Annotated in this window: 13 protein-coding genes and 1 pseudogene; 13 read left to right on the top strand and 1 reads right to left on the bottom strand. The window is 43.4% G+C overall.

The genetic code is table 11. From position 1 onward, the window contains the following. The first annotated feature begins 46 nt into the window (after positions 1-46). From RCO25_RS09755 to fdhA, 13 genes and pseudogenes are all read left to right on the top strand, one after another. Entirely contained in the window at positions 47-1,921 is a 1,875-nt protein-coding gene (locus RCO25_RS09755) for a right-handed parallel beta-helix repeat-containing protein (protein WP_308995958.1), read from the top strand. After that, positions 1,918-4,302, top strand: a complete 2,385-nt coding sequence (locus RCO25_RS09750; RefSeq protein ID WP_308995957.1) for a glycoside hydrolase family 95 protein — start codon at positions 1,918-1,920, stop codon at positions 4,300-4,302. The genes RCO25_RS09755 and RCO25_RS09750 overlap by 4 nt, the downstream gene beginning before the upstream one ends. 13 nt (positions 4,303-4,315) lie before the next feature. After that, positions 4,316-5,494, top strand: coding sequence for a Gfo/Idh/MocA family protein (locus tag RCO25_RS09745; protein ID WP_308995956.1), 1,179 nt, complete (start codon positions 4,316-4,318; stop codon positions 5,492-5,494). Between the two features lie 381 nt (positions 5,495-5,875). Next, positions 5,876-7,213 carry an ABC transporter substrate-binding protein gene (locus tag RCO25_RS09740; protein WP_308995955.1) on the top strand — a complete coding sequence of 446 codons (1,338 nt, stop codon included), beginning with the start codon at positions 5,876-5,878 and terminating at the stop codon, positions 7,211-7,213. A gap of 84 nt (positions 7,214-7,297) precedes the next feature. Next, positions 7,298-8,194, top strand: a complete 897-nt coding sequence (locus RCO25_RS09735) for a carbohydrate ABC transporter permease (protein ID WP_308995954.1) — start codon at positions 7,298-7,300, stop codon at positions 8,192-8,194. Between the two features lie 17 nt (positions 8,195-8,211). Beyond that, the gene (locus RCO25_RS09730) at positions 8,212-9,051 is read left to right on the top strand and encodes a carbohydrate ABC transporter permease (protein ID WP_308995953.1); all 840 of its coding nucleotides are present in this window, start codon (positions 8,212-8,214) and stop codon (positions 9,049-9,051) included. A gap of 12 nt (positions 9,052-9,063) precedes the next feature. After that, a complete protein-coding gene (locus RCO25_RS09725; protein ID WP_308995952.1) occupies positions 9,064-10,368 on the top strand; it encodes an alpha-L-fucosidase in 1,305 nt (434 codons plus the stop codon). Positions 10,369-10,714: 346 nt separating this feature from the next. Then, complete coding sequence (locus tag RCO25_RS09720) at positions 10,715-15,586, top strand: glycosyl hydrolase family 98 C-terminal domain-containing protein (protein WP_308995951.1); 4,872 nt, start codon at positions 10,715-10,717, stop codon at positions 15,584-15,586. Positions 15,587-15,696: 110 nt separating this feature from the next. Beyond that, positions 15,697-19,182: a glycoside hydrolase family 98 domain-containing protein gene (locus tag RCO25_RS09715; RefSeq protein WP_308995950.1), complete on the top strand. Its 3,486-nt coding sequence runs from the start codon at positions 15,697-15,699 to the stop codon at positions 19,180-19,182. A gap of 12 nt (positions 19,183-19,194) precedes the next feature. Continuing rightward, a pseudogene (locus tag RCO25_RS34815) lies at positions 19,195-19,251 on the top strand (S-layer homology domain-containing protein); the annotation flags it as partial. Positions 19,252-19,266: 15 nt separating this feature from the next. Continuing rightward, a complete protein-coding gene (locus tag RCO25_RS09710) occupies positions 19,267-19,698 on the top strand; it encodes an S-layer homology domain-containing protein (RefSeq protein WP_308995949.1) in 432 nt (143 codons plus the stop codon). A 334-nt stretch (positions 19,699-20,032) separates the two neighbouring features. Next, complete coding sequence (locus RCO25_RS09705; RefSeq protein ID WP_308995948.1) at positions 20,033-20,965, top strand: NHL repeat-containing protein; 933 nt, start codon at positions 20,033-20,035, stop codon at positions 20,963-20,965. A gap of 83 nt (positions 20,966-21,048) precedes the next feature. Next, a complete protein-coding gene (gene fdhA / locus RCO25_RS09700) occupies positions 21,049-22,263 on the top strand; it encodes a formaldehyde dehydrogenase, glutathione-independent (RefSeq protein WP_308995947.1) in 1,215 nt (404 codons plus the stop codon). A gap of 326 nt (positions 22,264-22,589) precedes the next feature. On the opposite strand, the gene RCO25_RS09695 is transcribed toward fdhA, so the two are convergent. Next, on the bottom strand, positions 22,590-25,313 hold the full coding sequence (locus RCO25_RS09695; protein WP_308995946.1) for an S-layer homology domain-containing protein: 2,724 nt from the start codon (positions 25,311-25,313) through the stop codon (positions 22,590-22,592). Between the last annotated feature and the right edge of the window lie 296 nt (positions 25,314-25,609).

The raw sequence follows: 25,609 nt of genomic DNA, 5'->3' as shown, positions 1-25,609 counted from the left end.
GTCTATTAAGCCCTATTCCTTTTGATTAGGAAGGAGTGTAGTTAAAATGAATCCAAATACGCGATTCATTGATGTAGAAGCATACGGTGGAGAAGCAAACTCAGAAAAGGATCATACCCCTATCGTTGAAAAGTTATTTCAAGATATCAGGGGAGTGAAGGAAGAGGTGACGGTCTCTTTTCCAAAAGGAACCTATCATTTCTATCCTGATTTTGCACCGAAAAGAGCTTTCCACACATCGAATACGGATACGATCAGACATCCTATCAAGACCGTATGTTTTTTAATCGAGGAACTTGAGAATGTGACCATTGAAGGAAACGGCTCGATGTTTATATTTCATGGAGATGTGATGGCGCTTGGGATTTTTCATTCTAGAAATATCCACATCCGAAATCTGTCGTGGGATTATGAAGTTTCGACATGTTCAGAACTAACGGTAAAGCACATTGGAGAAGAGCAAGGACTTTTTTATGCAGATTATCTTCTTGAAGAACAAGTTCCCTATGAAATTGCTGACAATGAGCCGCTTTTTTATTGGTTAAGTGAGAAGAGCCCGTACACAGGCGAATATTATTGGAGAGAAGAGGGCTCCAAAAATGATTGGCTTGTTGTCGGATTTGATGAAGCAAGCGGAGCAAAAAGAAGATTTGAGGCTAATGAAGGGCCGTTTTCCTCGAATCGTGTAAAGATCCATGAATGGAACAAAGGGAATATACGTATTTATTATCGAGATGCTCTTCCCAAAGCAGTCATCCCAGGAAGAGTATTTGAATGTTGCAAGGTCATAGATCGCAATACGGCAGGCGCTTTCATATGGGAAAGTGAACAGATATGCGTGTCGGATGTAACGATTCATTATTTGCATGGGTTTGGCTTCCTAGTACAAATGAGCGGCGACGTGATGTTTGATTCGACCGATTTCATTCCCAATCATAACATGGGGAAACATGGGTCGAGCTTTGCTGATTCCATTCATGTTTCCGGTGCAAAAGGGGAAATTGTGATTAATGGATGTACGTTTACCCATCCGCACGATGACCCCATTAATATACACGGCACGTTTACGAGGGTTCAAAAAATAATCAATGAAATGTCCGTGGAAGTCGTCTATGCTCATCCCCAGCAGGCCGGTTTCCCGCAATATCATGTAGGGGACAAGGTTATCTTCTTTCGTCGTGCAACAATGTGTGATGAATTCGAAGAAGAATTTGAGGTTACCCATGTCGTACATCCCGGACAGGAAGGCAATGATTTGCAAACGATGCAAGTCACACTGAATAAAAGGCTGCCGTTTGATACGGTACAAGGCGAATATAAAGAATACCTATATGTTATGGAGAACGTGACTTATACACCAGAAGTTGTTATTACGAATAATCATTTTGCCCATATTCCGACAAGAGGAATACTTTGTACGACGCGGAGAAGCGTGTTGATTGAAAATAATGACTTCAAAAATATAACGATGAGTACCATTTTTATCTCGAATGATTCGAACGATTGGTATGAGTCCGGTCCCGTTAGAGATATGTTAATTCGCGGAAATACGTTTCATGTGACGCCGGTAGCTGGTTGGGATGACCGTAAACCGGCTATATATATCCATCCCATTCCACTTGGAGGGAAGACTTCTCCTGTTCAGATTCACAAAAATATTACGATTGAGAGCAATACCTTTTATATGGATCATGAATATGTTGTATCCGCAGAAAACGTCGAGAATCTCATCTTCCGACATAATAGAATCATAAACAGGAATCGGGACATATTGCCCCATCCGATATTTGAATTTGATACGTGCAAATATGTCGTGTTATCGAAAAATGCATATGAAGGGTATCATCAGGTCTATGCGACTATAAAAGGGATGCAGGAAAGTGATTTGAATATTGATGAGGATCAGGTGATGATACGATGAGGGATTGCGAATTGTTATACAGAAAACCGGCTAACACTTGGACGGAGGCTCTGCCGATAGGGAATGGAAGAATGGGTGCAATGCATTTCGGTGGCGTTGAAACCGAACAATTCCAGTTGAATGAAGACACATTGTGGTCCGGTCCGCCGCGTAAAAATAAGTCATATGATGATAGAGAATCGTTAAAAAAAGTAAGACATTTAATCGATGAAGAGAAATACGTGGAAGCTATAAGCGAAACGAAAAATATGTTTGGTCCTTATACACAAGCATATATGCCGTTCGGAAATTTGAAGCTGCAATTTCTGCATGGGAATGTAACCAGACACTACGAAAGAAAGTTAAATATCGAGCAGGCCATATCTAAGGTGAAATATGCAGTCGGTAAAGTAGATTTCACGAGAGAAGCATTTATGTCACATCCACATCAAGTATTAGTGATTAAGTTAGCAAGTTCAGTTAGAGGAATGTTAAACGTAGCTATAACCTTGGATAGTCCGTTGAAATACAATGCTGTTCATTCTACTGACGATAAATTAATTATTCAAGGGGTTTGTCCTGAATATTGTGCTCCGAATTATTATGAAGGAGACTGCTCGCTCCCCATTATTTATGGACAATTTGGCGAAACAGACGCTATTCATTTTGAAGGAAGAGTGGGCGTAGATCAGAAGGACGGACAAATCGAATCAGAGAACGGAAGACTCGTCATAACAAATGCGACTGAAACGATTATCTATTTATCGATTGCTACTTCTTACAATGGTTATGACCAATTACCGGGTAAGAACTTCGATGACCTGTCTCAAAAAAATGAAGCGATATTAACCGGTGCAATGGGTATATCTTACGAAGAGCTGAGAAGAGCGCATATACTGGATTACCAAAACCTATATCGCCGGGTTGACTTCCAATTAGATAAAGAACAATCGGAAGAAGCGCTTGATACGGATAAAAGGATACGATTATCTGGTCCGAAAGATCTTGGAATGATTGAGCTTCTATTTCAGTATGGGCGATATTTGTTGATCGCATCATCTCGAGAGGGATCACAACCTGCTAATTTGCAAGGAATATGGAACGATTTAACGCGCGCGCCTTGGTCATCCAACTATACATTAAACATAAATACGGAAATGAACTACTGGCCTGCAGAAGTGACGAATTTGGCTGAATGTCATCGTCCTCTGTTACAAGCTATACGTGAGCTCTCTGTAACCGGCAAGGAAATGGTGAGCGAAAGGTATGGATTGAAGGGGTGGACGGCCCATCATAATACAGATATTTGGAGACATGCTCATCCCGTCGGTGGTGATAGACATGGCGATCCGAGTTGGGCTTTTTGGCCAATGTCAGGGCCTTGGTTAACTCGTCATTTATGGGAGCATTTCACCTATTCACAGGACAAGGCGTATTTGGCGGAAGTGTTCAAGGTTATAGCAGGTGCTGCGGAGTTTTGTTTAGATTGGTTAATAGAGGATGAGAACGGCTATCTCATTACATCGCCTTCCACATCGCCAGAGCATCGATTTATTGCAGAGAATGGAGAGGTGGGCTCCGTTACAAAAGCGTCAACGATGGATTTGCAAATCATATGGGATTTGTTCTCAAACTGTGTTGCGGCTGGAGCTGTGCTCGGTATCGACAATGAGTTTATTAACCAAGTGAAAGCAGCAAAAGAACGCTTGCACCCGCTGCAAATCGGTAAGTATGGCCAACTGCAAGAGTGGTTGATTGATTATGAAGATTGTGAGCCGCATCATCGTCATGTATCCCATTTATATGGTCTTTATCCAGGATGCCAAATTACAGATGGTCCAATCATAGAAGCTATTCGGCAATCACTAAATAGAAGAGGGGATACAGGAACAGGTTGGAGCCTCGGCTGGAAAATTTGTCTTTGGTCCAGGCTAAAGGATGGCGAACGAGTACATTCGTTACTTCAACAGCTATTTAAAATTGTCGAAGAAACGGGTGAAGTTATGAAAGGCGGCGGACTGTACCCGAACCTGCTTGGCGCACATCCACCTTTCCAGATTGATGGGAATTTTAGTTATACCGCTGGTGTGGTCGAGATGATTGTCCAATCGCATAAAGGATTTATCGAATTGTTACCGGCACTTCCTTCAAATTGGATCGCAGGTTCTCTTTCCGGTGTGCGTGTTCAAGGCGGGTTTGAAGTAAGTATAAAGTGGGATAGGATGCGGGTAACGGAAATGACGGTAAGCCATAAATCGAGTCAGCCCTTTGTCTATAAATCTTCAGAGCCGGTACTCCTTCGTGAAGAGGGAAAAGAGGATCAAAGAGTAGATTCGGTAGATGGATATGTTACGATTTCAATGAATACAGACAAGCCGTATAAACTGTTGTTTTTACGATAAAGGAGTGGAGAAGATGAAACAACTAAGAATTGGAATTTTAGGAGCAGGTGGAAGGAGCTCTATTATCCAATATTGGCATAAGCCAAATGGCAATTCTGTTGTCGTAGCAGCTGCCGATATATCGCTGACAGCATTAGAGCAATTTCAACAAAATGTGAATCAGGAAGCATTTGTGACAACTAATTACAAAGAGATGCTTGCAAGGGAAGACGTTGATGCCATCGCCATCTTCACTCCTGATTACATGCATGAAGAACACGCAATAGCAGCTTTACAAGCCGGCAAACATGTATATTGTGAAAAGCCGCTAGCTATCACAGTTGAAGCATGCGATCACATTCTCGATGAATGGAAACGGTCAGGAAAGCATTTAATGATTGGATTTAATATGCGTTACATGAGCATGTACCAAACCATGAAGGAAATCATCAAATCAGGGGTAATTGGCGATATAAAAGCAGTCTGGGTAAGACACTTTGTTGGACTTGGCGGGTATTTTTATTATCATGATTGGCATGGTACAGCCCAAAATACAACTTCATTGCTATTACAAAAAGCTTCTCACGATTTCGATGTGATACATTGGTTGACAGATCGTTATACAACGAAAGTATCAGCTTTTGGCAGTCTTGATTATTACGGAGGCAATAAGCCAAATGACTTGCATTGTCCTGAATGCGATGTGAAAGATACTTGTCCGGATGTAAGTATGTCACGGCTGACGCAATGCGCATTTCGAGAAGAAATTGATGTGGAAGACAACAACATGGTTATTATGGAATTAGAGGGTGGAATAAAAGCATCATATATGCAGTGTCATTTTACCCCAGACTACTCCCGTAACTATACGTTTATCGGAACAAAGGGTCGAATTGAAAACGATGATGTGAATGATAAAATTTATGTGAAAACACGAAAATCCGGTTCATGGCAGGAAATGAGCGATATTACCTATGATATGAAACAGCTTCCTGGAACACATGGCGGGGCTGATCCGCGTATCTGTGAAGACTTCGTCAATCTGATTTTATATGATAAGCAACCGTTAACCACCCCATTTGCAGGACGAATGAGTGTAGCGGTCGGTTGTGCAGCAACAGAATCCATTCGTTCCGGCGGTAAGGTTGTAGCTGTTGATCAGGGAAAACATAAAGAAGCTGGTGGAAATTTATCCGATTTGAGGACAACGTAAGCGTATAAGCCTCAAACTCTTCCCATTTCATTCGGATCTCTTCTCTGCCTATGAAAAAATCCTCCTTTGATTGGATACTGGGAGGATTTTTTCATATGGATTTCACAATTCGAATGTGGGAAGAGTTTGAAGCTTACCTTACTGTAGTGACAAGAATTTATAGACTGAGAGCTATTTATGTAGGGTAGAAAAATATCAACAATGACAAAAAAACACAATGATTTGTTGGATTTTAGAACAATAACCTCAAATGAAAGCGTTTCAACAAAAAGGACACAAGTAGAAGTCAATATAGCTTATTAATTTTAAATGCCTTTTTTGTGATAATAGCATCAAGAAAGAGTAGCTAGCTATTCTAATCACAAACAAAGGGGAATGAAGATGAGAAAACTACTAACGAAGGGTATCGTGCTAAGCGTTATCACTGTACTAGCTCTAACAGGTTGTTCTAGCAACAAGGGCGGTGAAGCTGCTCCAGGGCCAAGTTCTTCGCAGCCTGCAGGTGAGAAGCAGACCATAACATTTTATCATGGTTATTTCCAGGATGATTGGCAAGCCGCCGTTGAAATGAGAAAAATATATGATGAATTCGCTGAGCTTCACAAAGATGAGTTTACTTTCAAACCTGTTGCTTTGGATACTGGCGGAGAAGGCGTATACAACAAAGCAATTCAAGAAATAGCAAGAGGCGAGTTCCCTGATATCGTGGATGTAGGCGGGTGGAATATTATCCCTGCTGCATCCGAAGCTGGTGTAATTGTCGACTTGAAGCCTTATATTGATGCTGATCCAGTGTTCAAAGAAGGCGTAGGCATTAACTATGAGCAAAATAATATGGATGGAAAAATTTATTCCGTTCGCGAGCAATTGGAAACAATGGGCTTCTGGTATAACGAAGATTTATTTATCAAAGCTGGTGCAGTAACACCGGACAAATGGCAAACCTGGGATGATTTCAGCGCTGCGGTAGATAAGATTTCCGCATCCAATGATGTGAAAACGCCATTTTCTATGAATCAAGGCTGGCCGACTGACATTTTGTTCAATGCTCATTTGATCGGTACACAAGAAGGACGTGACTTTGCTTCGCAGCTTCCAACTTCGTTCGATAATGCTGCATTCAAGAATACGATTGAATTTATTTCAAAGAATGCGTTGGGCAAGATCAAGACGCAATACTTTGGCGCGGCGGATTCAGAGTCCTATCGTGATGACTTCATGAACGGAGATTCCGCAATGTTATTCAACGGCGTATGGGAAGCAGGCAGCTTCCTAGAGTTGACGAAAGTGAAGCCAGAACATATTAAGCCGGCGGTGTTCCCTACCAATGAAGCTGGGAAGAAAGCGGCTCTAGTATCTGCGTCGCCTGGTTATGTGATTAGTAATAAGCAAGGTGACGAGAAGATTCAAGCAAGCGTAGAGTTCGTTAAGTATATGATGAGTCCGGAAATTGCGGAGCGTATCTTCACAAAAGTGTTAGCTATGCCGGCTTATAGCGGTTTGGATTATGAAAAGTATATCAATGGCTCTGATGCTGGATTGAAAAAGCTTGCAGAAGCTAGCATGCAGGCAGCTAATGCAGATTATAAGACTAAGGCGCTTGGAGCGAACTGGAATCCGGATATCGCTGGTGCGCTAAGTGGCAAATATGCAGCAATGCATAATGGCAGCAAAGATGTCGAATCTATTGTGAAAGAATTGAACGAAGCTTTGCAATAGGGCTTTGAAGCAGTACACGACAATGAGGTTCTCTTGAAATGAACCTCATTGTTGTTTTGACAACAGGAAGGAGCGGGGAAGCTGATGCAAAGCTTAAGAAAAAAAGGATTTATAATTAGTTTTTTATTGCCGGCTATCGTGATGTTCCTGCTCATCTACGTGTATCCGCTGGCTAATATCTTTTTTACTTCTTTTAGCAAATGGGATTATAAAAACTTGAACAGTCCTGAACTTCTAGGATGGACCCATCTGTTCGATAACTATATTAAGCTTTTTACTAATGATTATTTTTTTAACACTGCGCTGTTTAATTCTCTTAAATGGGTCGCACTTGTTCTTCTCATACAGATTCCATTCTCATTGCTCGTAGCGCTTGTGCTTTCTCAAAAGCCTCGAGGCTGGGTGCTGGCCCGTAATGCGTTTATTATTCCTAACATTATTTCGTCCGCTGCTATTGGACTGATATTCGTAAATTTATATGATCCTGCTCGCGGATTAGTAACCGAAGTGATTAGGAAGTTCAATTCCGATGTGAACTTGAATATTTTGGCCGATACTAGTGCTTCCTTTTGGGGTGTAACGTTTGCCTTTATTTTGTTTGGCGGCGTGAATAGTCTGCTGATCATGACGCAGCGATTCTCTATCTCCAATGATATTTATGAAGCAGCCAAAATAGATGGTGCCAACGTTCTGCAATCAGAAATTCATATTACGCTTCCACTCCTTAGACCAATGATCGGTACGGTAGCGATATTAGCTACAAACTATAGCTTATTGTTATTCAATGAGATTGAGTTGATGACAAAAGGCGGTCCGGATAATTCGACGTACAGTTTAAGCTACTATATCTATCAAACCGCAATGGGTAGTACGAAATTGAACTTTGCCTTGGCCAATACCGCCGGTGTTATACAGTTCATTCTAGGAATTTTATTAGTCGTATTCATTTCTCGCATATTCCGAGCGAATGAAAGTTATTAACACAGGGGGCAGACTACATGAATCAAATTCGTAAAGACAATGTATGGCAAATAATAATTGCTGGTTTGCTTAAATATAGCTTGATCCTTATCGTCTTATTCATCTCTGTATATCCAGTACTTTGGGTGTTCATTTCCTCTTTCAAAGAAGTTCCAGGAGGGCTTGGCTTGCCGGAGGAATGGATTTTCAACGGCTATATTACGATATTTACCAAGCTAAACATAGCTTCTTACTTCTCGAACAGCATTATGGTATCGGTCTTGTCAACGATTGTGAGTGTTACCTTCGTATCCATGGCAGCCTATGTGTCCGCAAGAATTCAATTTAAGGGAAAACCCCTCATCACGCTTATGTTTGCTTCAACTTTGTTCATACCGCCCATTTCGATCAGCTTTCCTATTTATCGGTTAATTAACTCGATGGGACTGTATGACACGCGAACAGGCCTAGTGCTCATTTATTCAGGTCTTGGCATTGCGGTCACCTTTTTCGTTATTCGCAATTATTTCCTAACGATTCCTAAGGAGATGGAGGAGGTTGCCTTAATCGATGGCTGCAGCCATGTCGTTACGTTCTTCCGGGTTATCCTGCCGCTGGCTAAGCCTGGAATTGCTACGGCTGCGGTTCTTTCACTTCTAAACAATTGGAATGAATTTTACTTCGCAGCTTTGTTGCTTGAGAGCAAGGATCACATGACGATTCCAGCATTGCTAGGCCAATTTAGAACAGCGTACGCTAGAGACTTCAACGGTATGTTCTCAGCAATTATCGTATCTGTTGTTCCAACGATATTGTTATTCAGTTTTACATCTAATCTATTTATCAAGAGCCTGACTGCCGGTGCGGTTAAAGGATAAGGAGTAATCTATATGTCAAATTTATTCAGAAGAACAGAATGGTTTCGCCGTGATCGCTTTGGAATGTTTATACACTGGGGGTTATACGCAATACCTGGACGCGGGGAATGGGTAATGAGTGACGAACGAATACCAGCGGATGTATATAAGGATTATTTCAAACAATTCAATCCGGTTGATTATGATCCTGTTGTTTGGGCAAAAGCGGCTAAAAAAGCAGGCATGAAATATGTCGTGTTGACTGCCAAGCATCATGACGGCTTCTGCCTATTCGACAGTGCGCTCACAGACTATAAATCGACAAATACCATTTGCAAGCGAGATCTGGTTCGTGAATTCGTGGACGCTGTGCGTGCGGAGGGCTTAAAGGTAGGCTTGTACTATTCTTTAATTGACTGGCAGCATCCGCATTATCCGAAGTATGACGATTTGATGCATCCAATGCGCAGGAATGAAGCCTATAAAGATGAAGTGATCGATTTCGATCAATATTTAACGTATATGCATGGTCAAATTAAAGAGTTATGCACGAACTATGGGCAAATTGATATTCTTTGGTTCGATTATTCCTATGAGCATATGCGCGGCGAAACATGGCGTGCTAAGGAGCTTATGGAAATGGTGCGTTCTCTGCAGCCGAATGTTATTGTTGATAATCGCTTGGAGACGAGCGGTGAAGGCGGCGGCAGTATTATGACCGCTAATCCAACGGCATGGGGCGGAGACTTTGCAAGTCCGGAGCAGATTATTCCGCCAGAAGGCATCAAAAATGAGCTGGGTGTCCCGCTGCCTTGGGAATTATGCACGACTATGAATAACAACTGGGGCTATGCTCCCAACGATTTGAATTATAAGCCTTCCTCGATGTTGATCCGAAAGTTGGTCGAGTGCGTAAGCAAGGGCGGCAATATGATACTCAATGTTGGGCCTGATGCAAGAGGAACGATTAATAATCAGTCGATGCAAATTTTGGAGGACATCGGACAATGGATGAGCCTTAATTCCGAGAGTATTTACGAATGCGGCTATGCTGAGATTAATAAGCCGGAATGGGGTCGATATACACGCAATGGCAATAAAATTTATGCTCATGTGCTGGAAGCCCAGATTGGCCCACTCGCGCTCACTGGCATACCCGCTGATCAGGTGAAATCAATGTATCAACTCGCTGACGGTGTACAGGTACAGCGCGGGGAGAGCTGGATCACGAAGGCTTATGAAGGCATATTGTTTGCTTGCCTAGGCAGCATTCCCCATTTCACTTATCCTTTGCCTGATGCGGCGGATACGGTAATCGTGATTGAGCTGAAGGAGTAAGTTTGTTGATGCGTGTACATTCCGGATTGTGTGAAGTCCTCTGTATCCACTATTGTGGAAACAAATGAAGATATGAAGGGGGGTGAGGAGATAACCTATTTTCTCCTATTGAAAGTGTGACTCGGGCAGAAGTGGTCGTTGTGTTTCAAAGCATAAATGAATGTGCACCATTCGGAACTCAGCATACAGTAGACACTCCTTTGTTCAAACTCCAAATTAATTCATTACAGGAAATACTCCTTAGTTTAATACTCCTAAATACAGGCTTTCCAATGACTTGTTATCCTTTTATCTTATTGTAGTTTTAGAATCAACAGAGTAGAAATTAGAAAGGTAGGGTGCATTCATGAAAAAAAGAAAAAGCATGTGGAATAAGTACTTTAGTTCTCTTCTAGTTTTATCGATGCTAATAGGGCCAAATGCAGCATATGCGCAAGATCATGCACAGGCCGATGCTTCCGTTATTACTGAAGCACAACTAACGAATGTTGCGTTGAAAGGTATTGCAAGCGTTAACAAAGGAGGGAGCACCGACCGACCAGCCAGCATGCTGAATGATGGTATCGTTGGTACAAATTCGAATGTTAACTATGCAGAAACAGGAAGGGATATGGCTCAGACCAAGGCAGATCCGTATTATGTGCAGATCGACTTGGGTAAGAGCTATGATTTGGAAAAACTGAATTTGTGGCGTTATTTTAATGATAACCGATCGTATAAAGACACCATTATCTTCCTATCAAAGGATGCTACTTTCACAGCTGAGGATATTGTGTACAATGCAGATGAAAGCGGTTTCTTTGATTTTGGTGCAGGTACGGATAAAGCTTATGCCGAATCCTCTGCAGGTAAAGAAATCATATTCTCTGCTCCAATTACGGGGCGATATATCCGCGTAATCAACAATGGGCACGATATAGGAGGAAAAAAGGGAGGCCATTACGTCGAGTTACAGGCTTGGGCAAATGCAGAAACAACAGTTCCAACAACAAAGCTGCCATTCCCAAATGCAGAGAATCCTCTTGACTTAGGCGATATTTTCACAGCTAACGGCAAGCAAAAAGGGGAGACGCATCCCGATGTGCTTTATTTTAAAGATGGCTGGAATGGCTACAAATACTGGATGGCGACAACACCTAACCAATCGGGAAACTCACAGTTTGAGAATCCATCGTTGCTTGTTTCTAACGACAATGTGACGTGGGTAGCCCCGATAGGTGTAAGCAATCCTTTGACAGGTGTTAAGGAAGAACCGCGTCCATATCATAACTGTGATGCAGAGCTTGTCTACAATCCAGAGAACGACTCCTTATACTTCTACTATAACTGGGCAAAAGATGACCCTGGACATGGTGGTAATGGATTTGCGCCTTCAGAAATTAGATTGTTCATTATCTCCAAAGGGGATGACGGCACAAGTGTTGCAACTCCACAATACCAAACCGTAATTAAGACTACATATCGTTATGATGCTCTTTCTCCTTCGGTGGTCCGAGGTGAGGATGGCATCTGGAAGATGTGGACAGTAAACACAGGAGATCGAGGCTATAATAATCAATCCAACCGTATCGACTACAGATTATCCAAGGATGGTATTCATTGGAGCGAGCCTGTTTCACTGGCAGATACCTTTGATCAAGCTAATTACCAAATCTGGCATATGAACGTTCAGTACATCCCAGAGAAGAACGAGTACTGGGCGATCTACCCTGCGTACCCTGACGGCGGAAGTTCCGCGCAGACATACCTTTTCTTCGCTAAGTCAAACGATGGCAAGGTATGGACGACTTATGATAAAAAGATTATGGACGTTGCGTCAGGCAAGTGGGACAGCAGCTTCATCTACCGGTCAAGCCTAATTTATGATGCTGCAACAGATAAGGTTAGAGTATGGTATAGCGGTGGCACGAATGGTGTTCAAAATGGCTGGAGAACCGGGTATACAGAAAACACATTCGCAAACCTGAGTCTTTATCTCGGTCAAGGAAGCATGCCAACTACCGCGCCTCCAAGTGATCCTATTATTCCTGACAGAGAAACAGATGCTGAGGCAACATGGCATGATGTTGACGCCCTAGGTAAAGATATTGTCTATGACGAAGGCTGGGGCAATCTGGATAGTGAAGGAATCGCAATTTCTTCAATAAAAGATGCAAAAGCTTCCTTAACATTCTATGGTACAGGTATTCGCTGGATTGGTCAGAAGGATGTAAACTTTGGTATCGGCGAAGTATGGATCGACGGTGTAAAGGCAGCAACTGTGGATACCTATGGACGCGGGGCCGATGCCAAATTTGGATATACACATTATGAGAATACCAATCTGGAGCCAGGCGTTCATACGATCAGTATCGTACCAACGGGAACTAAAAATCCAAGTTCATCAGCCAATGTGATCGACATCGATAAGCTTGTTGTAAAGTACAGCGATACAGCAGTAATTGGTATCAACGATTTCACACTAACTCCTGCTACGGCAGAAATGTACAAAGATGAGTCTATTCAAGTCATCGCAAACGTTCAGCCATATAATGCCAACAATAAATCCATTGCTTGGTCAAGTTCCAACAGCAGCGTAGCCAGTGTTTCGAGCACGGGATTAGTGAAAGCATTAACAACAGGAGAGGCTGTTATTACAGCTGCGTTAACGGGTACAGATCTCACTCGCACCATTAAGGTGAAAGTGAAAGAATATCCTGCCGGTGTTCCGCTTCGTATGACCGTTAACAATGAGAATCCATTATTCCTGCATCACCTGTATCGTCAGGTTAACTCTAATCTGCCTGGACCACTGCAAGGCGGAAAGAGTATTCAGGGATTCTGGGATAGCATCGAAAATGGAGATATCAACGGAAACCGAATTCGGCAGGATCTGGTTGATAATCAAGTCATCATCATTCATGCCTCCGGCAGCGTGAAAGGAACCGCAAGCACCTTGGCTTGGTACGAGGACCGATTTGCTGAAACCTTGAACAATACACCGAATGATACGAGCGATGATATTCCATTCTTTATCATGGTATCCAATTCTGGCACATCCGACGATGGAGAATATACGCCTCCTTCAATCGAGTGGACTAGAGAAATGTATGAGCAATATCCTAACATGCGAGGTGTTCTCTTCTCTGAGAATCACAACGCAACAGCAGGATGGCAAAGAACGGCGCGTTCCGAATATATGAAACAACAAGTTTTACTTGCAGCTGAACAAGGTGGATATGTGGTTTATTCGGATATGAACGACAACAGTGATTATGTCGAAAGTGTTCTGGATCATGCAGGCTTGTTTAATACACTGAAAGAGTTTAAACAGAATTTTATCCTGCTCGCCAAAACAACAAGCGCATGGAGTAATGTAAGTTACAATTCCCATGAGAGCGTTGTTCAAGGCGCATGGATGGCAGATATTGCTGGCAATTGGGGCTCCCTGATCGATTCTTGGATGTGGTTCATTGAAGGCTTCGGACCACTGCACGGCCATGAAACCTTTGGTGTGATGGGCGGCGCAGAAGAGTGTAGAGGACCATTCACATTCCCAGAACTATTCGCGCCAATGCGGATGATCCAGCAGGCCAGAGTAGGAGCAACGGTATTTTCTTACGAGCATCCGGATCACATGACATCCATTGCAACGAACAATGGGGCGAACAATCAATTTACGCCAGTATTTACAGAGGCAATTGCGAAAGCGATGGAATATATGGTGGATTACGATATTCCAACGAAGGATGAAGTGATCGCGAAGACGAAGTTTGCTTACTCCGCGGAAAAGGGAACGCTCTATAGCCTTTCACGGACGGCTACAGGCAATCTCCTGAACCCACTGTATGGCGATAAGAACAATAATGGATACAACAATACGACGATGATGACGTACTTCACAGGCAGATACGGCACCATTCCATCATTACCAAAGCGTACGGGCGAAGATGTGAAAGCCAAGTTCCAGTACGTTTATGATAAGGAGCAAGTTGTAAATATTCTCAAGAATCAAGCGGGTATCAAGGCCTTCTTTAATGAGCTTTACCCTGAGACCTATGAAGGAACCGCCTATGCGCACGAATTGAATAACACGTGGTTCCTTTATAACCATAACTGGAATATTGACAGCAGAGTGGACGCAGAGCTTGATGCTACACAATTCGCAAATGTAAGTCTGAGCAACAACAGTGTAACGGCGAATGTGGAATTTGCACCGTACACGTATGTCATGATTGACGACCAAAAGCAAGGTGAATTATCTTTCAATTTCAACAATTATCTGGTGGATAAGAATGATGTCTGGGATGGTTACATTCCTGGTAATGGTAGACCGGGAGATGGGTCAACTTGGCACTGGGATTCGGATAATGATCGTCAGTTCTATGATTATGTGTTAGATCATTACATTCCAGATGCTGTGAGAAATGATGACAGATACAGAGCGGCGACGATTACGTTGAAAGGATTTACTGAAGAGCCGACTTTGGAGATCAAGCAAGGTTTGACGAATAACGACGGTACTCATCAATATGAAGAGCCGGTTACCTCATGGGATGCTGAAACAGGTAGCTTCACGATTCAGATCCGCGCTAATGGCTGGGTGGACTTCGTTGTGAAGACGGACGATTCCGTACCAGGGACTCTGGCAGGCGCATTCAACGGCGCTGATGAGGTACAGGCTGGTAAAGAATTTAGTCTTAATTATGGACTGAAAAATATTACAGATGGTATCAATGCTAAAGATGTAACGTTTGAGTATGATCCAGCTCTTCTGGAATTGGTGTCCTATCGTTCTCTCTATGAGAACTTTAAGATTGTGGAGGCCGCCCAATCGCCTGGGAAGCTGCGCATCATTGCAGCCGGCTTGGGAAGTGAGGGCAGTATTTCCAAAGATAGTGATGTCCTGCAACTCAACTTCAAGGCTAAATCGGTTACAGAGACAAACGGAACTTCGGTTCAAGCGAAAAATGGGGTTGTATCGAATGCTGATGGGGTAGAAACAACCATAGCGAATACCACTCTGGATATCGTCATTAAGAATACGCCTCCGAATCCAGATGTAAATGGCGATGGCAAAATTTCCATAGGCGACTTGGCAATGATCGCTGCTGCATACGGAAAGGCATCGTCTGATCCGGATTGGGCGAAGTATGCGATGCTCGATATCGTGAAGGATGGCAAAATCGACATTCAGGATCTGTCAGCAGTAGCATCTAAGATATTGGTCGCTAATTAATGTAAGCTATTAGAAACATAGGGGGCACCTCTTACCATTGTAAAGTGATAGGGTTTTTGATCACTGTCATGTTGATGAGGTGCCGCTCTATTATAATGGAGGATTTGCAGATGAGGAGAAGGTCATTATTTAATCGTTTTTCATGTACATTGCTCGCTATATTTGTCGTTGTATGCGGTAGTGTTTCGGGTATAGGAACAGTTGGCGCCGAATCTGAGAGTCGACTTATACGGTTCGAAGCAGAAGAGTCGGATAATAATGCAGAAATCCAGATGAACCGAAATGCATCGGGCGGGATAACGCTGGGGAATTTCGATCATGTGGTTGGCAGGTATGTGGATTTCAATGAGATTTATGTGCCAGCTGCAGGAAGCTATGATTTGAACATTGGATATTTTGCTCCATCGAACACCACATTCTCGCTGCAGGTTAATGGGGATGCGGCAGCGAAAAGCGCTAAAGGCAAGGGGAATTGGGATACACCAGGCACGGAAACCTATAAGGTAGAGTTGAACGCAGGGGTAAACTCCATTAAGTTTGTGAGTGTAGCTGGAACGGTGATGGATGTCGATTATCTTGAAGCGGTTGGTGCAGTTGATGCTCCATTACAAGCAGGGTGGATTGAGGTCGAGGACACCTCGAATCTTATTACCTATCAAGGACAATGGAGCACGGTAAACAAGAGCGCAAGTAGAGGGGGGGCAGCGAAACAGACAACTCAGGTTGGGGCGAGCGCTGCTTTTACATTTACAGGAACTGGTATTCAGTGGATCGGTAAGAAAGCTCCAAATTTCGGTTCGGCAAAGATCTATTTAGATGATCAACTAGTTGGTATTCAAAATGTGAGCGGTACAACCAAATTTCAACAAGATCTGTATACGCTTATCGGTCTTCCACTTGGTGAACATACCGTCAAGATTGAGAATGCAGGTGGCTCAGGCACGAGTGGAAATGGTATTGAAGTGGATTCTTTAGCATTCACAGCAGATACAACCCCAATTGAAGCAGATTCGCTTGTTGTTACACCAGGGAAGAGTAGAGTCAAGATTGGTGAGACCAAGCAATTGTCTGCGTCGGCTATGAGTGGTTCACAGCATGTTTATGGTGGAGATGTAACGTATAGTTCTAGTGATGTTCGTGTTGCATCAGTAGGTGAACACACGGGTATGATAACTGCCGTTGCAAGCGGAACTGCGATCATTACAGCTTCTTACGGCAGTTTTACTACAACAGCGACAGTTATAGTTAGCGAGCCTCTGAGCGGTGGTAAGCGAATGGAAGTTGATAACGATCATCCTCTATTAATCATTCCTGTATACGGAAAGGAATATGATCCTGTTGAAAGCACTTTCCAATGGGAAGATACACTTCTGGGCAGATGGGATTCGATTCCGGATGATGTAAAGCCATACGCGGTTATGGAAATTCATGCAGGAAGCATCGGCATGGGAAATGAAGCCGAGATGAAAGCCTTCTACACACAGCAGATGGAGATTGCGGAAGAGAATAACATACCGGTTCTTTTGTTGACCATGACGGCTGGAAACAAGCCATACTATACAGGGGTAAGCAGTCTAACACCGGCATGGGCACAATCGATGTACGATCAATATTCAAGCTTAGTAGGTTTAATGTCATCTGAAAACTACTGGATTTATGATGATAGTCTTGCAAGCTTGGCAGCAGATTACATTAAAGTATCCGCTGATAATGGTGGTTACTTCGTATGGAGTGAACAAAATCAAGGCAATACCATTGAAAAATCAATCAGCAACGCTAAATTTAGGAAAGCAATGGAAGATCACGGGGATAGCTTTATCTTTACCTTCAAGAACACCCCACAAAGCGGTGGGACTAGCGCTGAAACGATTAGTTATATGGCTGGATTATGGTTAACAGATCATGTCGCTCAATGGGGCGGTCTCATTGATACGTGGACATGGTGGGAACGTAAGGATTGGAAGTTATTTGAGGAATCGAGATTACCGGGTCTTGCGAATGGCGGGGAAGAAGACCGTAGTGTAGCTACGTTCCCGGAAGCGTTATTATCGATTCAAATGATGAACATCTACCTGAATGGCGGGAATGTATACAACTTTGAGCATCCGGCCTATACGACGGGTATTGAAGATAAGACTACGCCGGCATTCGATCATGCAATTATAGACTTTATGCGTTATGCAATTGAGCACCCGGCACCAACGAAGGAAGAGATACAGGCAAAAACCAAGATTGTGGTGCACGATAATATTAGCAACCTAGGCGGTAATAAATTCTATAGCGGATTGAATGTTGAAGATGCGGAGACTACGACATACTCAACTGGAAGATATGGAATTATTCCCGTTGTTCCTGCATTAATGTCCAGAGCTTCTGTAACATCAGCATTTCCTGAAGCTGCAATATTAACAAGAACCTCACCAGAGATTTCATCACAGCAGCAGAAGGTGAATTTCTTTAATAGTGTATATCTAGCAAATTATACGGGAACAGCTTTCGCACAGGCCATCGATGACATATGGTATTTGTACAACCATCTAGAGAATAAAAATGTGAATCAAACGGCTAAATTTAAGCTTTTAGAAGCTGACACAACGGTTGACGCCCTGCTTGAGCCACATACCTATGTCATTCTGAATGATAATAAAGGTTCGGTTAACGTTAAGCTGAACAACTATCGGGTAGATAAAGACAACATCTGGGAAGGCTACACAGCATCTACACAGCGCTGGAATACAGATGTGAACAACCTATTCCAGGATTGGATCAAGTCAGAGTACATGACCAATACTCGGGATAATGTGATGAGAACAACAACGCTGACATTCGACAATCTAACAGCAGTTCCAAAGATTGAAGCGCTAACGGGTCTAGCTGAGCAATATGAACAGCCAGAGGTTGCCTTTGATCAAGAGACTGGAGTTGCAACGATAACGATTTCTAGTAACGGATACATGAGCTTTAACATTGTGACTGAATCCGCAGAACCTGGTCAAACTGGAAAATTGTCAGGTGTACTGCAGGGCGGCGAGGAAGTTCAACTCGGTCAGGATCTAACCGTTGTTTATGGTTTACAGCATGTGAAAGACCAGATCTCTGCCAAAGATGTTACGTTTACTTATGACGCAAGCAAGCTTGAGCTCGTTTCCTATGAGTCGATTAGACCGGAATTCAAAATCGTAGATACCATTGAAACTCCTGGTAAGCTTCGTATTATTGCCGTAGGCTTGGGTAGCGAACACAGCATTACTGCAGACGGTGATGTACTACAGCTTCAGTTCAAAGCGAAATCAGCTACGGATGAAGATGGAACGAAGGTTCAGACTATCGATGGAGTCGCCGCGAATGGAAGCGGCATAGAGACAGAAGTCGCTGATGCTGCAATGAATATCGTCATTAAGGTTTCAAATCCTGGAGATGTAAATGGAGACGGCAAAATTTCGATTGGTGACTTGGGTCTTGTCGCAGCAGCATACGGAAAGACATCGTCTGATCCAGATTGGGCGAAATACGCTAAGTTCGACATCGTTAAAGATGGCAAGATTGATATTCTGGATCTTGCCACAGTAGGTTCCAAGATTGTAGCTGCTCCTTAAGCGGTTAAGCTAGGATTCATCGCAGGCTATACTGATGGCACATTCCGGCCGAATGCGCAAACAACACGAAGTGAATTCGCTGTCATGTTGAGCCGTGCATTAAATCTAGAAGGCGAAGAAAGAGAGCTGCCTTTCACAGATTTGAATAAGATTCCGGCTTGGGCTAGACCTTCCATCTCACGAACGATAGAAGCAGGAATTTTGAAGGGCTATGACAATAACACCTTCCGTCCGACACGGAATATTACTCGCTCTGAAATGACGGTCATGATCGTTCGTGCACTGGGGCTCAAGGCAGATCCGAAAGCGAAGTTATCTTTTGCCGATGCGGACAAAGTAGCTGATTGGGCAAGGCCCTCTGTAGCCGCAGCGTATGAAGCGAATCTCATTAAGGGTCGAGGGAAGAACCTCTTTGCACCGTATGAGAATGCCACGAGAGCGGAAGCGGTGATGATGATCTTAGGGAGTTGGAACATAAAGAAAAGGCGAATCAATAGTGAAACGAAAAAGGATTAATTAAGGGCCAAAGCGTTTGGATATTGCAGTGGTTGCTAGATTGATACAGGGTTAACTAAGGACAGGGGGAGGCAGAAAAGCCTTCCCTTGTTCTTTTAATGATGATGCCAATTATCAAAATCTCCGTTTTTTCATCATAATGTCCATATAGTGCAAAATTAAGTCTCGTTAGTTCAAAGACTAATATAGTTTGGGAGTTTATCATATCAGACAACACTATCATTTATTGATTCGTGACGGCAGTAGCTGATCTAACATCGGATGATGTTTCAATTATCGATAGCGTTTGCAAACAAAAAATTAATCACTTAATTAAGGAAAAGAGGATTTAAATATGATCACAAACAAAATACAGCAATTAGGAAATACGGCACGCAGCTATGATCTTGTTCAAGGCTGGGCAAAGCTTCCTGCTCACTTGGAGTTTGGCTATACACATGGAATCGTCGTAGATCAACAGGATAACGTCTATGTCTTTCATACAGGAAAGCCCTCCATTTTCAAATTTGATCAGACTGGGGAATTTCAAGCGGCTTGGGGCGAAGAGTTCGAGGGTGGTGCACACGGATTTTATCTTCATAAGGAGCAAAATAGTGAATACCTTTTTATCACAGACACATCTCGCGGTAATGTTGTAAAAATGGATTTGAGCGGAAAGCACTTATTGACATTGGGAACACCTGATCGTCCTGATCTATACAACGAGGAGCTTAAATATATCCCTACAGATGTAGCTGTTTCGGCAAATGGCGATATTTATGTATCTGATGGTTATGGACAAAGCTGGATTCATCAATATACAGCAGCAGGGGATTATATCCGTTCTTGGGGCGGGAAAGGTACGGACTTAGGACAATTGAACTGCCCGCATGGTATTTCCATTGATATTCGCAGTGGTATAGAAGAAGTTTATGTAGCTGATCGTGGCAATCATCGGATACAAGTCTTCACCTTACAGGGCGATTTTAAAAGAGTCATCGTCGATGATATGGATCAGCCCTGCAGCTTCTATTATCACGGGGATGATCTCTTCTTCCCAGACTTAAACAGCCGGATTACGATTTTTGACAAAAATGATCGGTTGATCTGTCATTTAGGCGAAGATCAGCAGGCCTACAAACAAGAAGGCTGGCCGAATTTACCTAAGTCGTACTACAAGGATAATAAATTCAGCTCACCGCATGGTGTTTGTGTTGATTCCAAAGGTTCTGTCTATGTTGCTGAATGGATTTTCGATGGACGTATAACTAAGCTTACACTTGCATAATTACAATCTTTATTATCTAGTCATAGAGGCTGATAAAGTATGTAATCTTTAATTTCAATAAACTAGTAAATGGAGATGAGAACATGTCTGGAAATAAGGCAGTTGTTTATAGTAAACCGGGAAGTGTTGAGGTACGAGACACAGCTTATCCAGACTTGGTGTTGAAGGATGGTCCGGGTGTCAATCCTTTAAATGTAGGACGTAAATGTGAGCATGGGGTTATTCTGAAAGTAATTACAACAAATATATGCGGAAGCGATCAGCACATGGTTAGAGGAAGGACAACAGCTCCATCCGGTCTTATCTTAGGTCATGAGATAACAGGTGAAGTTATTGAAGTGGGGCGTGATGTCGAGTTTATTAAAAAGGGTGACTTGGTCTCTGTTCCTTTTAATATTGCTTGCGGACGTTGTCGCAGTTGTAAAGAACGGAATACAAATATATGTTTAAATGTCAATCCAGATCGTCCTGGTTCTGCTTATGGTTATGTGGATATGGGTGGATGGGTTGGCGGACAATCCGAATATGTCATGGTTCCATACGCAGACTTTCAGCTATTGAAGTTCCCAGATAAAGAGAAAGCAATGGAGAAAATTCTTGATTTAACGATGCTCTCCGATATTTTCCCAACAGGTTACCATGGTGCGGTTAGTGCTGGGGTTCGCCCGGGTTCAACGGTATATGTTGCTGGTGCAGGCCCGGTAGGCCTTGCCGCAGCGCACTCCGCTCAATTGTTAGGGGCAGCGGTTGTTATCGTCGGTGATTTAAATGCAGAGCGTCTTGCCCAAGCGAAAAGCTTTGGTTGTGAGACGATTAATCTTCGTGAGAACGGTGATTTGGCCGGACAAATTGATCAAATTTTGGGATCTCCAGAAGTAGATTCTGCGATAGATTGTGTTGGATTTGAAGCGCATGGGCATGGGAAGGGGCATGGCGAAGCGCCAGCAACTGTATTGAACTCTATTATGGAAGTTACTCGTGCAGGCGGCAGCTTAGGAATTCCGGGACTTTATGTAACAGGGGATCCGGGTGCTGTGGATGAGGATTCGAAAATTGGAACATTGAAAATTCGTTTTGGTCTCGGTTGGGCTAAGTCCCATACGTTTGTGACAGGCCAAACGCCAGTTATGAAATACAACAGAGAATTAATGATGGCGATCATGAGCGGACGTGCACAAATTGCTAAAGCCGTGAATGCCACACTTATATCATTAAATGAAGCTCCAAAAGCGTATCAAGATTTTGATCGCGGCGTTTCCCGGAAATTTGTTATTGATCCCCATGGAGTCGTTAAATAATGGTGTCTTAATCTAGATCGGATTAACTGTCATGTTTTTCTTGATAGCAATTATTTCCATCTATCTTTCCTGGGATAATTTTCACCAAGAGCGTCATTAAGCTAACGTATAACTATAGGTTAACAATAACCAAGACGAGGCTGCCGGCATAAATCGGCAGCCTCGTTGAGTTAACGGGCAGTATATGCCGGCAGAGGCGAAATCGAGGCTTCAGTCAAACGCGAGCGGTTCTTCGAGCATTACTTCTCGTTCGTATGCCGCTGGGGCGGAGCAGGCTAAAAAAATCGCCGCTAAGACGTATAATAGCACACTTAGACGGCGTTTTTTTATACCTTTCTGAGCACATACAGCAAGCGATAAATCAGTTCGGCGGATTCGGCCCGCGTCGACTTCTTATCCGCATTGATCGGAAACTCGTCATTCTCTTTAATGATTCCCTCCCGTAGCAAATGATCTATCGCTTGCTCGGACCACGCATCATATCCCCTTGGCAAGCTGAACTTGAGCAGCGTTCCTGTGCTTGGCGGCTTATATCCATCATACAGCAGCGCTTGATTGATAATTTCAAGCGTCTCCTGCTGTGTAATCTTCTGATTCGGGCGGAACGTACCGTCCGTATAACCTTTAATCAGTCCGGCCCGCGCACTCGAGGCTACTTCACCGAAGTACCACGAGTTCGTGTTCACATCTTTAAAATACTTTCCCTTGTTGGAAGGAGGTTGAAGAGCCTTCACCAGCATCGTAGCGAACTCGGCACGGGTCACTGAGCTCTGCAGCTTAAAGGTTCCGTCCTTGTAGCCTTGTATCACTTGTTTCGCTGCCAATGTCTCAATCTCAAATTTTGCAAAATTATTGTCCAGCACATCCGCAAACTTGTTCCTTGCGGTACGGTTGTCATTCAGCGGAAGAAGCGCCATAGCACCATCAAACTTCAATCCGTTTTTGACTACCGGCGTGATACCGATTTGCTTAATAGATGCCGGCAGAATTTTCTTAGACGTGATCCGTTGCGAAATCGTGCCGTTGGGCAATTTCTGATAGACAATGCCAAGATCAAGGTCGGTAGATACCGATACAGGCTTATCATTGGCATCATAATAGCTGAGTTCATAGTGAGCCACCTTATCCCCCATTGCGCCGGGACGAAACGTCAATTGACCGTCAATCATTTGCGATGCCGCGCTTCGGTCGACGAATCGAATATCTTGAGGGCGCAGCCTGTTATGAATGGCCGTTTTCATCGTATTGAAGTTATCGAATTTATACAAAGTGTACGTATCATCCTCATAAGGCTTGCTTTCTGCCGCATAGAGCAGAATTGCACCGTCTTGTGTGATATGCCCGAGGGAAACAGAGAGAGGCAGCTTGTAAGCAGGATTAAACGTATCTCGGTCATAAAACGCATTGGTACCGAGCACCGTATTTCCTCTTGCAAATAACAATTGGTCTGCATAGGTGCCGTAGATCAGCCCTAAATCGCCGGAATCAAATCTTCTGGACGCATAATAAACCTTATCGCCATCGAGCAACACTTTATTCCCAAAATTGGAATAGCCGTCTTTCATCTTCTGAATCAACTCGCCGGTTACGGCATCGAGCTGATATAGGCGGCTTCCTGTCGAACCGGTTTCACCGATCCAAAGCGTTGACTCATCCGGGCCCAGCGAAAGCGATGGATCACTGTATGATCCTGTGAAGTGAATCGCAGCTGAAGGCCACTCATGCACTTCATTCCAGCCTTGGTCGGTCGTGTAGTAAGCCTTCCCTGTCCCTGCAGCAACGTCGGAAGTCAGCCGGCCGACTTCCAGTTCAGTGAGGGGCGCCATAAAGTTTGTTTCCAGATGTGTATCAATCATGGCGATATGCGTACTGCCTTTCAGCGAGATATAGAGCACGCCATTTTTTATTTCCACATCCGAAGGCAGTGAGCCTACGTACCGATCACCAGTAACTGTAAACGAAGCTGTATCAATCTGCAGAAGACGGTTCGCCTCAGGCGAAATGGCATACAAGTATTTCTCATTTTTGCCAAGCACCCAGGAAGTAAGATTGTAATTAAACGAAATGCTGTCGCTGTCGGAACTTCGCTGGAATTCTATCGCCTTCTGGGAAGGATTCAGGTTATAGACCCACTTCTTAATGGTCTTCGAAAAAGGTTCATAACTAAATATATTTCTTATGCTGTCCGCTTGAATAAGCGAATTTTCGTATAGAGGATTATAGGTGGCGGATGTTGCACCTACACTCTTCGTGTAAATGCCATTTGTCGTATAGACAAATGCGGAATCAGCATCCAATACTTCGCCCGGTGAAATGGATATGATCCTCAGTTTGTCCGGATCTACATGAAGGCTGCCGTAATACACAGCTCCATTATCGATCACGAGAGAGCTGGCATATCCGTTACCTTCAGGTTTGTACGACCACAGTTTCTCTCCGGTAGTCGTTCGATAGGCATTAAGCTCATAGGCCGAAACACCTGTCTTTCCTACATACAGACGGTGTGACAGCCGATCGACGGCAAGCTCAGGTTTATATATGCTGCGTTCGATAATCGTATCCGTGCCATCTGTCATATTAATTTGATGAATTTCGGTCGATTGATCGCCAGCGGCATAGAACAAGCTGCTGCCATCTACGGCAACCTGCGCAGGCTGTATTTTCGTAATAATCGTAGATTCCACCAGCTTCGTATCCAAGTTCACAACCGCAATTAAGGTTGCCCCTTGGAGAGCCACATACATTTTATTGCCCACCTGGTCCATCCCGCCCGGATGCGAACCGACAGCAAGCCGCTTCTCTATTTTCATCGTATTAGAGTTAATGAACAGCAACTCATTCGTATCGGATGCCGTTGCATACAGATAACCTCGTTGATCATCCATTTTCATTTTCTTGATCTCGGAGCCCGTATCGAGTTTAACCTCCGACACAACCGGCGTGTAGACCCATGCTGCGCTTACTGACGGATGACCGGCTGGACTCAGGTTCAACAGCATCATCGCGATACCGCAAAGCAGCACACACTTTTGTACAAATCGTTTATACATAACGAACAAAAACTCCTTCTCTCAAAGCCAAATAGACATTCATCTATTATAAGCCGAAAGAAAGAGCTGGTCGCGGAAATGTGAGATGCCAATTTATTCAAATCAAGAGCTGGTTAAGATAATACGATGCAGCTGAAAAGAATGATAATTCACGGGTCAAATAGCTCATAAATGATGCAATATACACTCCTTTTCTACGAATTTGACTCGGAATTCAGATAGTTTGATCAGTACTATTGCCAGTCATAACCCCGAAACCTATGATTTGAATTGTAATCGATACACACATGAAGTTA

Origin of the sequence: Paenibacillus sp. LHD-38 (assembly GCF_031157315.1) — a bacterium.
Lineage (GTDB): Bacteria > Bacillota > Bacilli > Paenibacillales > Paenibacillaceae > Pristimantibacillus.
This window is presented reverse-complemented; position numbering and strand designations above follow the sequence as displayed.

Excerpts from the sequence above, each read along its gene's own strand:
- RCO25_RS09755 (WP_308995958.1), top strand. The coding sequence starts at position 47 with ATGAATCCAAATACGCGATTCATTGATGTAGAAGCATACGGTGGAGAA.
- RCO25_RS09750 (WP_308995957.1), top strand. The coding sequence starts at position 1,918 with ATGAGGGATTGCGAATTGTTATACAGAAAACCGGCTAACACTTGGACG.
- RCO25_RS09745 (WP_308995956.1), top strand. The coding sequence starts at position 4,316 with ATGAAACAACTAAGAATTGGAATTTTAGGAGCAGGTGGAAGGAGCTCT.
- RCO25_RS09740 (WP_308995955.1), top strand. The coding sequence starts at position 5,876 with ATGAGAAAACTACTAACGAAGGGTATCGTGCTAAGCGTTATCACTGTA.
- RCO25_RS09735 (WP_308995954.1), top strand. The coding sequence starts at position 7,298 with ATGCAAAGCTTAAGAAAAAAAGGATTTATAATTAGTTTTTTATTGCCG.
- RCO25_RS09730 (WP_308995953.1), top strand. The coding sequence starts at position 8,212 with ATGAATCAAATTCGTAAAGACAATGTATGGCAAATAATAATTGCTGGT.
- RCO25_RS09725 (WP_308995952.1), top strand. The coding sequence starts at position 9,064 with ATGTCAAATTTATTCAGAAGAACAGAATGGTTTCGCCGTGATCGCTTT.
- RCO25_RS09720 (WP_308995951.1), top strand. The coding sequence starts at position 10,715 with ATGAAAAAAAGAAAAAGCATGTGGAATAAGTACTTTAGTTCTCTTCTA.
- RCO25_RS09715 (WP_308995950.1), top strand. The coding sequence starts at position 15,697 with ATGAGGAGAAGGTCATTATTTAATCGTTTTTCATGTACATTGCTCGCT.
- RCO25_RS09710 (WP_308995949.1), top strand. The coding sequence starts at position 19,267 with ATGTTGAGCCGTGCATTAAATCTAGAAGGCGAAGAAAGAGAGCTGCCT.
- RCO25_RS09705 (WP_308995948.1), top strand. The coding sequence starts at position 20,033 with ATGATCACAAACAAAATACAGCAATTAGGAAATACGGCACGCAGCTAT.
- fdhA (WP_308995947.1), top strand. The coding sequence starts at position 21,049 with ATGTCTGGAAATAAGGCAGTTGTTTATAGTAAACCGGGAAGTGTTGAG.
- RCO25_RS09695 (WP_308995946.1), bottom strand. The coding sequence starts at position 25,313 with ATGTATAAACGATTTGTACAAAAGTGTGTGCTGCTTTGCGGTATCGCG.